Source organism: Vibrio sp. 10N.286.49.C3, from assembly GCF_041469545.1.
Taxonomy (GTDB): domain Bacteria; phylum Pseudomonadota; class Gammaproteobacteria; order Enterobacterales; family Vibrionaceae; genus Vibrio; species Vibrio tasmaniensis_A.
Map to the genome: position 1 here is coordinate 126,452 of NZ_JBFRKT010000002.1, position 13,017 is coordinate 139,468.

The 13,017-nt window shown below is 45.0% G+C and carries 9 protein-coding genes, 2 tRNA genes and 1 pseudogene; 6 read left to right on the forward strand and 6 right to left on the reverse strand.

The features are described from left to right. Positions 1–89 precede the first annotated feature (89 nt). Complete coding sequence (gene sppA, locus AB4180_RS00990; RefSeq protein ID WP_102249322.1) at positions 90–1,940, reverse strand: signal peptide peptidase SppA; 1,851 nt, start codon at positions 1,938–1,940, stop codon at positions 90–92. 279 nt (positions 1,941–2,219) lie between these two features. On the opposite strand from sppA, the gene AB4180_RS00995 reads away from it, so the two are divergent. The 3 genes from AB4180_RS00995 to AB4180_RS01005 all read left to right on the forward strand — a co-directional run bounded on the left by AB4180_RS00995 (position 2,220) and on the right by AB4180_RS01005 (position 7,066). After that, complete coding sequence (locus AB4180_RS00995; protein WP_198592247.1) at positions 2,220–4,229, forward strand: NADPH-dependent 2,4-dienoyl-CoA reductase; 2,010 nt, start codon at positions 2,220–2,222, stop codon at positions 4,227–4,229. 199 nt (positions 4,230–4,428) lie between these two features. Then, entirely contained in the window at positions 4,429–4,977 is a 549-nt protein-coding gene (locus AB4180_RS01000) for an NAD(P)H nitroreductase (protein ID WP_009848708.1), read from the forward strand. 127 nt (positions 4,978–5,104) lie between these two features. Further along, positions 5,105–7,066 (forward strand): DNA topoisomerase III, encoded by a 1,962-nt coding sequence (locus AB4180_RS01005; RefSeq protein WP_017099417.1) that lies wholly within the window; start codon positions 5,105–5,107, stop codon positions 7,064–7,066. A gap of 53 nt (positions 7,067–7,119) precedes the next feature. Here AB4180_RS01005 and AB4180_RS01010 read toward each other — a convergent pair whose 3' ends face one another. From AB4180_RS01010 to AB4180_RS01020, 3 genes and pseudogenes are all read right to left on the reverse strand, one after another. Further along, positions 7,120–8,121, reverse strand: coding sequence for a DUF3080 domain-containing protein (locus AB4180_RS01010; protein ID WP_017099416.1), 1,002 nt, complete (start codon positions 8,119–8,121; stop codon positions 7,120–7,122). A 7-nt stretch (positions 8,122–8,128) separates the two neighbouring features. Further along, positions 8,129–8,816, reverse strand: a pseudogene (locus AB4180_RS01015) (SDR family oxidoreductase). A gap of 25 nt (positions 8,817–8,841) precedes the next feature. Beyond that, a complete protein-coding gene (locus tag AB4180_RS01020) occupies positions 8,842–8,967 on the reverse strand; it encodes a hypothetical protein (protein WP_258957299.1) in 126 nt (41 codons plus the stop codon). Positions 8,968–9,078: 111 nt separating this feature from the next. On the opposite strand from AB4180_RS01020, the gene AB4180_RS01025 reads away from it, so the two are divergent. Next, positions 9,079–9,999, forward strand: coding sequence for a histone deacetylase (locus AB4180_RS01025; RefSeq protein ID WP_102249323.1), 921 nt, complete (start codon positions 9,079–9,081; stop codon positions 9,997–9,999). Positions 10,000–10,064: 65 nt separating this feature from the next. Here AB4180_RS01025 and AB4180_RS01030 read toward each other — a convergent pair. Then, positions 10,065–10,155, reverse strand: a tRNA-Ser gene (locus tag AB4180_RS01030). Positions 10,156–10,480: 325 nt separating this feature from the next. On the opposite strand from AB4180_RS01030, the gene AB4180_RS01035 reads away from it, so the two are divergent. Further along, a complete protein-coding gene (locus tag AB4180_RS01035) occupies positions 10,481–10,924 on the forward strand; it encodes an Rrf2 family transcriptional regulator (protein ID WP_009848694.1) in 444 nt (147 codons plus the stop codon). Between the two features lie 36 nt (positions 10,925–10,960). Then, positions 10,961–12,145 (forward strand): NnrS family protein, encoded by a 1,185-nt coding sequence (locus AB4180_RS01040; protein ID WP_102249324.1) that lies wholly within the window; start codon positions 10,961–10,963, stop codon positions 12,143–12,145. 651 nt (positions 12,146–12,796) lie between these two features. Here the strand turns inward: AB4180_RS01040 and AB4180_RS01045 are convergent. Next, positions 12,797–12,887, reverse strand: a tRNA-Ser gene (locus AB4180_RS01045). Positions 12,888–13,017 lie beyond the last annotated feature (130 nt).

The window sequence follows — 13,017 nt, forward strand, 5'->3', positions numbered from 1 at the left end:
ACAGGGGGGCGATTATAGCGAATTATCATGCAATAAAAAGAGGCGCCTCACACAGAGGCGCCTCTTGATAACAAAGCGTTGAGCTTATCTTATTGAACTTGGCAGTTTAAGCAAAAAGCATATCGACCTTGTGGGTCGTTAAAGTTACCTAACAGTTGGCTATCTTGAGCTAACTGTTGAGTAACAGGCTGTAAACTGCTTGGAATCATTGACTGAATATCAAGGCCTATCGACATCTGAACTTGGTTCATAAATTCTTGAATAAATAGTTCAGTGGCTGAAAGAGGCTCTTCTACCCAGTAAATGTTGTAGGTTTCAAGCTCTGCAAGTGAAGCCGCAGCTGTAATCGCATCATCAAAATCACCAATTTCATCGACTAGACCTTTCTCGATTGCATCTTGGCCTGTCCATACTCGGCCTTGAGCAATCTTGTCGACAGCATCGACTTCCATGCCACGGTTTTCTCCAACTAGGCTGATGAATCGGCGGTAACCGTTTTCAATGCCCATTTGGAACGCATCTTTCGCGCCTTCGCTAAGCCCTGTTGTAATACCAAGGCCAGAGAAAGGCGACGTACCAACGCCATCAGTGTAAACACCAATATCGTTCAGTCCTTTTTCGAAGGTTGTGATAACACTGAAGATACCAATTGAACCCGTTAGTGTGGTTGGTTGAGCCAAAATCTTGTCTGCGCCCATCGAGACCCAATAACCACCAGAAGCAGCCAGGCTAGACATAGAAACCACAACAGGTTTACCTGCTTGCTTGATCGCTTCTATTTCATTGCGGATAACTTCTGAAGCAAACGCGCTACCACCTGGGCTGTCTACACGAAGTACAACCGCTTTTACTTTGTCGTCGTTGCGCGCTTGGCGGAGTAGTGCGGCCGTGGTATCACCACCAACGGTGCCACGTGGCTGTTTGCCATCCATAATTGCGCCGCTAGCAACAATTACAGCGACATCGTGCGATTCACTTGTTAGGTCAGGAAGCATGGTTGTACGGTACTCGTAGTACCCCAACGCGTTATAGCTGTCTTGACCGTCACTGCCGAAGACGTCTGCGAGCTCTAGACGAACTTGTTGGCGAGTTGCCAGTTCGTCAACTAAACCAAGCTTCTCTGCCAGTTTTGCGATATCGCCATCAACCGACTCAAGGTCTTTTAAGAAAGAGTCCATGCTTGGGTTCAAGGTTTTAGCATCGATCTGGCGGTTGTTGCTTACGTCATCAACGTATGCTCCCCACAGTTGACCCAACCAACGAGAAGCTGACTCTTTCGCTGCGTCTGACATATCGTCGCGAATGAAAGGTTCGATTGCAGACTTATAAGTACCGACGCGGAATACATGTGTATTTACGTCAAGCTTCTGTAATAGAGTTTTGTAGAATAGCGAGTAAGCACTGTAGCCTTTAAGAAGAACCCCACCATCTGGTGATAGGAAGACTTTAGTTGCGTAGCTGGCTAGGTAGTATTGGCTTTGGTTGTAAAAGTCACCCACCGCATAAATTGGTTTGCCAGTTGCTTTGAACTCGTTGAGTGCTTTAGCTATGTAGCGCAGCTTGGTCAGATTGGTTTCTGGCAACTCTTTCAGTGCTAAAACGATACCAGTTACTTTGTCATCGTCTTTGGCGTAGCGAATTGTTTCAACAATATCAAACAGGACATTTTCTTTTGGAAGGTCTTTGCCAAGCAGTGAACCCGTGACCGAATCCATCGGATTGATATAGCGACTTTGCTCCACGATAGGGCCAGACAGGTTAAGTACTAAAGCCGATTCCTGTGGAACAGTGGGTTGAGTTGTGTCTGAGTGGAAGTATACAAAGTAGATGATGGCGATACTGAGTAAAAAGAAAAGGTTAACCAGCGCAAGACGCACAAACGTGATGAGCTTCCAAATCCCTTTAAAGATCATGCCTATAAATTTGAATATCTTTTTCATTATGTCTCCGCAGTGAGATCACGTGGCTTTAACAAGCAACAGTACTATTAATCTCAATAATATGAACTGCTTAATATCCTACGATAATTCCCTAGCTCAAACTACACCAAGAATTGTTAATCGATATATATTCTCATTAAGTGTAGTCAAATTAAGGGTTTCTGAACGATTAATGCGTCCTGCATTATGATCGGTGTTACAAAAATGTAAACGGTTGTTTGAACTTTTGGTGATTGAGTTATATTGTGGTCAGACCACAAGGATATAATAATAGAAGTGATGTCTGCCATGTACCCACATTTACTCGAACCACTCGATCTTGGATTTACTCAGTTACGTAACCGTGTATTGATGGGATCAATGCACACGGGTTTAGAAGAAAATAAAGAAGGCCTCCACAAGCTTGCCGCGTTTTATGAAGAGCGAGCAAAAGGAGGCGTTGGCCTTATTGTTACCGGTGGTTTCTCTCCTAATTTACGTGGCAGATTGACCCCATTTAGTGCTGAGTTCAGTAAAGTTAAGCACGCAAAAGCTCACCAAGTTGTTACCGAGGCCGTGCATAAGCATGGCGGTAAAATTGCTCTTCAGTTGCTGCATGCTGGCCGCTATGCAATGCACCCATTCGCGCAAAGTGCTTCGGGCATCAAAGCGCCAATCGCTAAGTTTGCACCGAGTGAGATGAGCCCTCGTCAAATTAAAAAGACCATCGGTGCTTTTGCCAACAGTGCAGAGCTAGCTCAGGTTGCTGGCTATGACGGCATAGAGATCATGGGCTCCGAAGGTTACTTGATTAACCAATTTATCTGTAAACGTACCAACATGCGTTATGACGAATGGGGCGGTTCTTATGAGAAGCGTATGCGTTTCCCACTAGAGATCGTTAAATCGATTCGCGAAGCGGTGGGTAAAGATTTCATCATTATTTTCCGTTTATCGATGCTGGATTTGGTTGAGCAAGGCAGCACATTCGAAGATGTTGTACTTCTGGCTCAGAAGCTAGAAGAAGCGGGCGTGACCATTATTAATACCGGTATTGGTTGGCATGAAGCTCGTGTCCCAACTATTGCGACACAAGTTCCAAGAGGGGCATTCTCTTGGGTGACGGAAAAAGTAAAACCATACGTGTCGATCCCAGTGGTGACGTGTAACCGAATCAACACGCCAGAAGAGGCCGAACGTATCCTCAGTTCAGGACAGGCCGACATGGTATCAATGGCTCGTCCATTCTTGGCTGACCCTGACTTTGTTAATAAAGCCGCTCAAGACCAAGCGCAGTTCATTAACACCTGTATCGGTTGTAACCAAGCGTGTCTTGATAACGTATTCAAAGGCAAACGAGCGAGCTGCTTGGTGAACCCTCGCGCTTGTTACGAAACTGAAATTGTTGTGCAACCAGCTCAAGCAACCAAAACCATTGCCGTCGTCGGTGCTGGGCCAGCAGGTTTAGCTTGTGCAACAACGTTGGCACAGCGTGGGCATAAGGTTGATCTGATAGAGAAAAATGACCGCATCGGTGGACAATTTAGATTGGCAATGCAGATTCCGGGTAAAGAAGAGTTCAGAGAAACGATTCGTTACTTTGCTAACCAAATAGATGCATCAGGCGTGAACTTAAAACTGGATACTGAAGCGACGTTTGAGATGTTGTTGAAGTACGATGAAGTCGTGATGGCTGCTGGTGTTGAACCCAGAAAGCTTGATATTGAAGGGATAGATCAAGAAAACGTAGTCGACTATCAAACCTTGATTCGTGAAAAGACGCCAGTAGGCGAAAAAGTCGCGATTGTTGGTGCCGGTGGTATTGGTATTGATGTGGCAACTATGCTGACAGAGCCGACTTCTCATAGCTTGGACGACTGGCTGCATGAGTGGGGCATTGATAAGAATATGGAGCACCCAGGTGGACTTTATCCTTACCCTGATTCGTTCAGTGATAAAACGGTTTGGGTGATGCAGCGTAAAGCCGGTCGAGTGGGTAAAGGCCCAGGTAAAACTACTGGCTGGATTCATAAGCGCACTCTAGAAAAACGTGGTGTGAACTTACTTGGTGGCGTGAGCTACAACAAGATTGACGATCAAGGTCTGCACATCAGCGTTGGTAAGAAAGATCAGATACTCGATGCCGATTCCGTTATTGTGTGTGCGGGCCAAGTTTCGGTTCGTCCATTCGAAGACATGTGGCAAGAGTTTGGTGGCAAACTGCACGTTATAGGTGGTGCCGATTACGCGGGTGAACTGGATGCGGTGCGCGCAATTCGTCAAGGTGTTGAGTTAGCGATTAAGCTCTAACAACAAGCAGAATACACCCGTTCATAAACTTGAACGAAACTTGTAAATAAGGCTCCTAAGTCATAGATTTAGGGGCCTTTGTTGTTTCTAGTGTCGTTTCAAATATTGCTTCAAATAGACAGCCGTTGAGATTTATTATCGTTTGTGTTCTGTGCTACAGTTCAATTATACAAACAATAAAAATTAGTAAGGACTTCAAATGGATGCTTTGGATCTATTGCTCAACAGGCGCTCAATCGCAAAACTCTCTGATCCGGCACCTGAAGGTGTGGCGTTAGAAAATATCATTAAAGCGGGCTTACGTGCTCCAGACCACGGCGCATTGACACCATGGCGTTTTGTTATCGCACAAGGCTCAGGGTTACAGAAGCTCTCTGATATTTTGGTTCGTGCAGCACAAGCTGACGAGAGCGAAGAAGCGGTCATTGAGAAAGTTAAAAAAGCGCCGTTTCGAGCTCCAATGGTGATCACTATCATCGCAAAGGTAACTGAGCACGAAAAAGTGCCAGCATTCGAACAACACCTGTCTGCGGGTTGTGCTGCGCAAGCAATGCAAATGGCCGCAGTTGCACAAGGCTTCCAAGGTTTTTGGCGTTCAGGTAAATGGATGTTCCACCCTGAAGTGCACCAAGCTTTCGGCTTAGAAGGCGACGATGAAATTGTTGGTTTCCTATACCTAGGTACTCCGGGCTGTACGCCAATGAAAGTGCCAGAGCGTGACTTCTCAAAGTTCGTTGAGTTCTTATAGATCTCGTCAGTAAAACAACGACACAACGAATTGTTGAATGCTAACTGTATAAACAACCAGTTTTCCTTGATTTCTAGGGGCCACATTAGATAATGTGGCCCTAATTGTTTGTAGCATCTGGAAAAACATGTCTCGCCTTATTATTGCTGAAAAACCAAGCCTAGGCCGCGCGATCGCCGCCGCACTACCTAATCCACAAAAGAAAGACCAAGGGTTTATCAAATGTGGCAATGGAGATGTGGTGACTTGGTGTATTGGACACTTATTGGAGCAGGTTGAGCCAGACGCTTATGACGACCGTTACAAGAAATGGAACCTCGCTGATCTTCCTATTGTGCCAGAGCAATGGCAGCTGAGACCGCGTAAGACTTCAAGTAAGCAGCTTACGGTGATCCGAAAGCTATTGAAGGACGCGACCCAAATTGTCCATGCGGGTGACCCGGATAGAGAAGGGCAGTTGCTAGTTGATGAAGTGATTGATTACTGCAAAGTATCCAAGGCTAAGAAAGAGTCGATGGACAGGCTACTGATCAGTGACTTGAACTTACCTGCCGTAAAACGTGCGCTCTCTCAAATGCGCAGTAACCGTGACTTTATCCCACTATCAATTTCAGCTTTGGCACGCTCTAGAGCCGATTGGTTATATGGCATGAACATGACTCGCGCCTATACCTTACTTGGCCAAAAGGCGGGCTACCAAGGCGTGTTGTCGGTAGGGCGAGTGCAAACGCCTGTACTTGGTTTGGTCGTAAGGCGTGATGAAGAGATCGAGAACTTCATTCCGAAAGATTATTTTACTCTGCATGCGCTGATCCCTTATCAAAACAACGGCCAGAGCTTTGATATTCGAGCACGTTGGAAACCAAGCGAAGCATGTAAGCCATGGCAAGATGAAGAAGGCCGGGTGCTCAATCGAAAACTGGTTGAGAATGTCGCTAACCGAATTGCGAATCAACCCGCGACGGTGACGGAATCAGAGCAAAAGCAAAGCAAACAAGCGGCGCCACTGCCTTATTCGCTGTCAGCTCTGCAGATTGATGCGTCTAAGCGTTTTGGTATGAGCGCTCAACAGGTACTCGACACTTGTCAGTCATTGTATGAGAAACACAAACTCATCACTTACCCACGTTCTGACAGCCGCTATCTACCTAAGGATCACTACTCGCAAAGAGAGTCGGTCGTGGATGCCATCGCTAACAATGCGAAAGAGCTGAAAAGTGGTGCTCAAGGTGCGGATCTTTCTCTTAAATCCAAAGCATGGAACGACAGCAAGGTCGATGCTCACCACGCGATAATTCCTACTCCGAAAAAGTCATCGGTGAACGGCCTGTCTGCCAACGAGATGAAAATCTATCAGCAAATCGCTCGCCAGTATCTAATGCAATTCTACCCACCTGCTATTTTTGCCGATGCCAAGTTAGTCTTTGATATTGCTGGTGGTGTGTTCATCGCAAAGGGGCGACAACTTATTAGCCCAGGTTGGAAGGTGTTGATGGGGAAAACGGACACCGAAGAGAAAGGCGACGGCACAGATACGGTTCCCCCATTGGATAAAGGAACGGTGCTGACTTGTCGTGAAGGTATTATTGGTGATAAGAAAACCGAACCACCAAAGCACTTCACAGAAGCGACCTTGCTACAAGCGATGACAGGTATCGCGCGCTTTGTCGCGAACAAAGACCTTAAAGCCATTTTGAAAGAGACCGATGGCCTTGGAACGGAAGCAACCCGCGCGGGTATTCTCGATACTCTATTCAAAAGGCAGTTGCTAACTCGCCAAGGTAAAAGCATTCACAGTAGCCCGGCGGGAAGAGGATTGATTCATGCCTTACCTGAGGACTCGACCTTTCCAGACATGACGGCTCACTGGGAGCATCAGTTGCAAGGCATGGCTGAACGAAACCAAGCGTATCAACCCTTCATGCAAGCGCTAGAAAGTAAGATCGATGGCTTAATGGGTAAGGTAAAAACAGGTGAAGTCCCTGAATCTCTGCGTCATCTGCCTAAAGTTGAAAGACCAGCATTCAAGCGCCGTAAAGGCGGTGGGACAAGGAAGAAGACTTACGCGAAGAAAGGCGCTAAAAGTTAATCAGTTAGAAACTGAAAGCTAACAACACCCATTATTGATATTGGGAATCAATATTAACGACCGACCTTGCGCCCACAACGTTTAAACAGCTGCTGCCAATAATCAACATGGCGGCGAGTTGATGCTCGAAAAGCTTGATGTGCATCTTGGATGGGAAAGTAATAACTGTGCAGTTCAGGTTGCGCGTCAAACATCCCAAGTTGCGGGGCTAACTGCTGATAATAGCCATCCAGCTGCGCCATGTACGGCTGAACTTTGCCTATATATTGCTGCTCGAACACATTGTTGAGATAACGAAACTTGGTCGTGTCTCGTTGTTTACCACAGATGATATTGTGATCAAAAGTTGTCAGCTGTTTGGTGATGGTATCAAGTTCGGCCGAAGCTCGCGTGAGCGAGTAGTATAAATCCCCGAGCGTAGAGCTCTTTTCTAATACTTCTTGAACCTCAGTAGTCTTTCCCGAAACGAGCGGAACGTTTAACGCTTGATTGATATGTTCTAAGGCATCACTGGTTTGTCGTACCTGATCGCCGATATCAGCACGTAACCACTGACTACCACGCATTTGCGACTGCATGGCATCGCTGGCATAGATTAGATTCCACTGGTGCAGCGGAAACTGTGTGAGTTTCTGCTGCTCGATTTCTTTCAGTAGCTCTACGACCTCAGGGTCTAATTCGCTACCGGATAAACATTTCCCAACACCTGCAAGTAACGCGACTTGATAGTCGTAATTACGAAACTCATCCGCGACTTTGCCCAGAACCGAATTTCTTTCTGCAATCAGATTGAACAATCCACACTGACGAAGCTGGTAACTGTCGATGAGACCGATAGAAAGCGAGGGCACGTCAAGCAGCAGTTCTCGTTTTCTCGGTAGGCTTTCAAATTCCCATTCCTCTTTTATCTCGTCAGCATCTTGTACTCTGGCTATCTTGGTTTGGTAGTCGTCGAATAAGTCTCCGGGGCCATCACTAAAACAGCCAGCTAGCGTCACCGTCAGACAAAACAGTGTTGAGTGCTTAACTAGGTTTGAGAGAGGGCCATCATTCATCTGCGGGCTACCAGTCTATTTCGCTGCCATCGAAATTGAAGAAGTGACCACTTACTTCAGTATTCGCTGACTCGATGACTTTAATAAGGCCGGAAGCTGAAGTGTCGGTGTCGATCAGAGCATTAGGGCCGCCCATTTCGGTCTGTACCCAACCAGGATGCAGAGCTAACACCGTAACGCCGTTATCGGTTAAGTCGTTACTTAAGCTCTTCACAACGGAGTTTAGAGCGGCTTTGGAGGAGCGATAGATGTAGCCCGCCTCCTGAGGTGTTCTCGGACATGCTACCGACTCTAGAAGACAGGCAGGCGATCTTTTTGACGTCACTACTTTCTATAAGAGGTAATAGAGTCTCGACAAGCTTCAATGGCGCAATGGTGTTGACTTCGAATACACGGCGCCACTCTTCGACATCGGTATTACCCAGACCATAACCTTTAGGACCATAGTAGCCAGCGTTGTTGATCAAGATATCAATCGACTCTATTTGCGAAGTGAGGTGGCTCACTGCTTGGTAATCGGTTATCTCTAATTGAATGCAGGTCAGATTGCTGTTGTGGTCTGCGAGAGAGAGCAGTTCTTTTGCTGAATTGGCATCACGATAAGTCGCGTACACCTTGTGGCTACCTTCCAAGTATTGTTGAGTCAGGCTTAAGCCAATGCCGCGATTTGCTCCAGTAATAAAAATAACGCTCATGGTGATTCCTTTTCAGTTCAATTAGTTAAGTTTGATGGCTTAACACGAGAAAATCAACGCTCCACCAACTGGCTATTAGCATACCTACAAAAATCATTACTGCAGCCATCGAACCACAGATCACACCACAGATGAGTATTACGTTTTTCATTGTTGTCTCTGGAATTAATTAAAGGTAATGATAACCATTATCATTAATTAAGGTTGTCGCCAAGTCTGAGACTGTTATGATTTTGAGATTGATACGTAATACGCCCGATCTATGACTCCTTTAATTTACCATCCAATTTATTCTCAGTTGCCTTTACCAGAAGGGCATCGTTATCCAATCAATAAATATCAACTGTTGCACAGTGCTGTGACGCACCACATGGATAGCGATCCAAAATGGGGTAATGCATTCGAAATGTTCCAGCCAATGCCTGTTTCGGTAGAACAAGTAAAGCAGGTACACGATGGTGAATATGTCGATTTGCTAGTTTCTGGAAATTTGCCAGCAGCAAAAATGAGACGTATCGGCTTTCCGTGGAGTGAACAGCTTATAGAAAGGACACTCTATTCAAGTGGTGGAACCTGCTTGGCCGCTGAAATGGCCATCGAGAGTGGTTTAGCGATTCATCTCAGCGGTGGCTATCATCATGCGCACCGAGATTTTGGCAGTGGCTTCTGTTTGTTGAATGATCTGGTCTTGGCGGCCAAGCACGCATTAACCTTTGAGCATATAGATAAAGTGCTTATCGTCGACAGTGATGTTCACCATGGCGATGGTACAGCGACACTTTGCCAAGAGAGCGATGAGATTATTACTCTGTCATTCCACTGCGATAAGAACTTCCCTGCGCGTAAACCGTTATCTGATTTAGATGTGCCGTTAAGCCGTGAAACTAAAGATGAGGAGTTTTTGCGTTGTTTTGAACAAGTCACCAAGTTGGCGATTGCGCATCACCAACCTGATCTGATTATTTATGATGCGGGGATCGATATCCATCAAGACGATGAACTGGGTTATTTGAATGTCTCGACACAAGGGATATTTGAGCGCGACTGTTTGATGATTGAATTAGCGAAATCAGAGTCTATTCCGATGGCATGCGTAGTCGGTGGCGGGTACCGCACTCAACATCAAGACTTGGTGCCCATTCATATGCAGTTACTCAACGCTGCATTGGCTGTGAATAGCTGAACCGTTGAGCTCCGTGAGCTCCAGATACAAAAAAGCCGCTGATTTCTCAGCGGCTTTCTTTAATGTGGTGGAGGGATAGGGATTTGAACCCTAGAACCGCTATTAACGGTTGCCGGTTTTCAAGACCGGTGCTTTCGACCACTCAGCCATCCCTCCAGTGCCGCGAATAATATAGTGGTGTGATTCGCTTGTAAATACCCTTATTAACTGACTGCTTTTTTTATGAACAAGTTTGTGTGTTTTTATATTGTCAGAGTGAAAATATATCGAAAAATGTTTCTGATCGCTTCGACTTAGAGGATTAGATCTCGTTTGAGAAAGGAAGATGGAGATAGGATCTCATACAACAGATGTGAGAAACGTCATTAAGATCGCAGCCTTAGCTTCTTGGTGCTTAGCTACTACTCCTCATTAGGTTAACTTGCCTTTATTACTCATAAGATTCATAATAAATACATCTTATAGAGTGAAATATCCCAACATGCATATCACACGTTACACTGATTATTCCCTACGCGTTCTGATCTATTTAGCGATCAACAACCAATCTCTTAGCACCATCGGCGACATTGCTAACAGTTATGGTATTTCTAAAAACCACTTAATGAAGATCGTTCAGCAACTCAACCTCAAAGGGCACCTGATCGCTACAAGAGGAAAAAATGGTGGTTTGAAACTCAGTTGCCATCCAAGTCAGATCAACATCGGTACGTTAGTTCGAGAGTTAGAAGACAAGCGTAACTTGGTTGAGTGTTTTGGCGAGGATAATAGCTGTGTTATTACACCAAATTGCCAATTGAAAACAATCTTTGCTGAAGCTCAAGAGTGTTTTTACAAATGCTTAGACGCTTATAGCTTGCAAGATCTCCTCGGCGAAGGGCACAGCTACAAACTAGGGCAACTTTTGGCGGTTGACGTTATTTAAGTAAGCAAGTTTTGTTTACTCGCTAGGTTTACGATGATGAAAGATTTAAATCAACCCCCTAACAATGGCGTTTCAATGACGGCATTTTTTGAGCTCGCGTTTCGACCGTTTTTTTTGTTTGCATCACTTTTTAGCGTTGCAGCTCTAGTTGGTTGGGCCGCGTTTTGGAATGGTAGCGCAACTCTGAATGTTTATGGCGGAGCAATGTGGTGGCATATTCATGAAATGTTATTTGGCTTTGCAGCAACTGTCGTGGTTGGTTTTTTACTGACGGCCGTACAAAATTGGACAGGTGTCCGCAGTATTAACGGACGTGGGTTAATGATACTTCTGGTTATCTGGCTGTGTGCGAGAATAGCCATGTTCCTACCTAATGTCTTTAGCCCTTGGTTGGTGGCTGGGCTCGATTTACTGTTTTTGCCTATCGCTGTCATTTATCTTGCTCACAATATTGTCAGTGTGAAACTTTGGCGAAATCTATTGTTCGTTCCCATTTTGCTGCTAATGACTTTTGCCAATGCGGCGATGCACTATGGTGTTCTATTTCAGCAGCCAATCTTAATTTCACAAGCTAGCACAAGCATGGTGCTGTTGGTGACTCTAGTCATGTGCATTATGGGTGGACGAGTCTTTCCTATGTTTACCGCGAATGGCACACAGACACCACGAACCCCTGCATTACCATGGCTTGAAAAGCTGAGCATCGTGAGCACGATTTTCGCCGTTGTGTTGAGCTTTCAGATACTTCCAGTTCCACAAGATATCGTTGCTAGCGTGTTTATTGTCAGTGGCCTGGCAAATGCGGTTAGGGCGGTAAGGTGGAAAATATGGGTCGCTTTTAAGACTCCTCTTGTGTGGTCTTTACACTTAAGCTACTGGGCCATTTCGTTAGGATTGGTCTTGTATGGCGTTTCGATCATTTCGTCATTGGTCACACAATCACAAGCGATTCATGCCTTAACCGTGGGTGTAATGGGGGTGATGATCTTATCAATGATCTCACGCGTCTCTCTAGGACATACAGGTCGAGCTATTGCGATTGGTAAAATAATGACTGCGGCGTTAATTGCCATTGTTTTTGCCTTTATTGTTCGAGTATTTGGTGGATACTTTACCAATAATATTGTCTCTATCATCACCTTATCGAGTGCTCTGTGGGTTGTCGCGTACAGTTGTTTCGTTGTGTTGTACTTACCAATTTTAATAAAACCAAGGGCTTAAATACCTCAAGACACCAAGCAGCCAATTTGGCTAACATTAAAGTTGCATTTAAAATGCATCTTTAATATTATGACCTTAATGAGTTACTTAAATACAATTAAAGAGAGAATGATTATGAGCTGTTGTGGCGGATGTGGTGGTTCAAACCACGAAGAAAAAGCAAAAGAAGCTGAACAAAAGAAGCAAGCAGAGCAGCAAGAAACTAAGCAAGAAAACGCTTAATTAAAGTAGCGCTCAAGCCAAATTTAGAAATCCAGAGACTTAGATGAAGCCTCTGGATTTTTTTATCGTTATGTATTCACAATGACAACCTGAAGAAACCTAGGGCACTATTCCAATAAACATCCTCCAATTCTTCAAGTTACTTGGTTATGCATTGATGGCGTAGGTCTACATGTTTATTGGCAGGGATGTTTTGTTGTAACTGTGACGTCGAATTTCGATGGGTTATAAGAGGAATGAGTCAGGTACCTATGCCATATGTTTAAGTACAACAGAGCGGTAATAGGCTTGAAGTTGCCATGAGAAACAGGTTTAAATCAGATTCCGATAGTTAAGGACTTGGACTGGTTGACTAACTGACTCTTAGATTCGATTAACTTTACGCTAGATGCAAAAAAGCCGCTAATTTCTCAGCGGCTTTCTTAAATGTGGTGGAGGGATAGGGATTTGAACCCTAGAACCGCTATTAACGGTTGCCGGTTTTCAAGACCGGTGCTTTCGACCACTCAGCCATCCCTCCAGTGGCGTGAATAATATAAGGGGCAGAGGATCTTGTAAACCCTTAATTTTCATAATTTTGTTTTGTTGCTTGTTTTCTAATCATTCACGGCAATAAAAAAGGGAAGCCATTGGCTTCCCTTTTCTTTTTG

Excerpts from the sequence above, each read along its gene's own strand:
- sppA (WP_102249322.1), bottom strand. The coding sequence starts at position 1,940 with ATGAAAAAGATATTCAAATTTATAGGCATGATCTTTAAAGGGATTTGG.
- AB4180_RS00995 (WP_198592247.1), top strand. The coding sequence starts at position 2,220 with ATGTCTGCCATGTACCCACATTTACTCGAACCACTCGATCTTGGATTT.
- AB4180_RS01000 (WP_009848708.1), top strand. The coding sequence starts at position 4,429 with ATGGATGCTTTGGATCTATTGCTCAACAGGCGCTCAATCGCAAAACTC.
- AB4180_RS01005 (WP_017099417.1), top strand. The coding sequence starts at position 5,105 with ATGTCTCGCCTTATTATTGCTGAAAAACCAAGCCTAGGCCGCGCGATC.
- AB4180_RS01010 (WP_017099416.1), bottom strand. The coding sequence starts at position 8,121 with ATGAATGATGGCCCTCTCTCAAACCTAGTTAAGCACTCAACACTGTTT.
- AB4180_RS01020 (WP_258957299.1), bottom strand. The coding sequence starts at position 8,967 with ATGAAAAACGTAATACTCATCTGTGGTGTGATCTGTGGTTCGATGGCT.
- AB4180_RS01025 (WP_102249323.1), top strand. The coding sequence starts at position 9,079 with ATGACTCCTTTAATTTACCATCCAATTTATTCTCAGTTGCCTTTACCA.
- AB4180_RS01035 (WP_009848694.1), top strand. The coding sequence starts at position 10,481 with ATGCATATCACACGTTACACTGATTATTCCCTACGCGTTCTGATCTAT.
- AB4180_RS01040 (WP_102249324.1), top strand. The coding sequence starts at position 10,961 with ATGAAAGATTTAAATCAACCCCCTAACAATGGCGTTTCAATGACGGCA.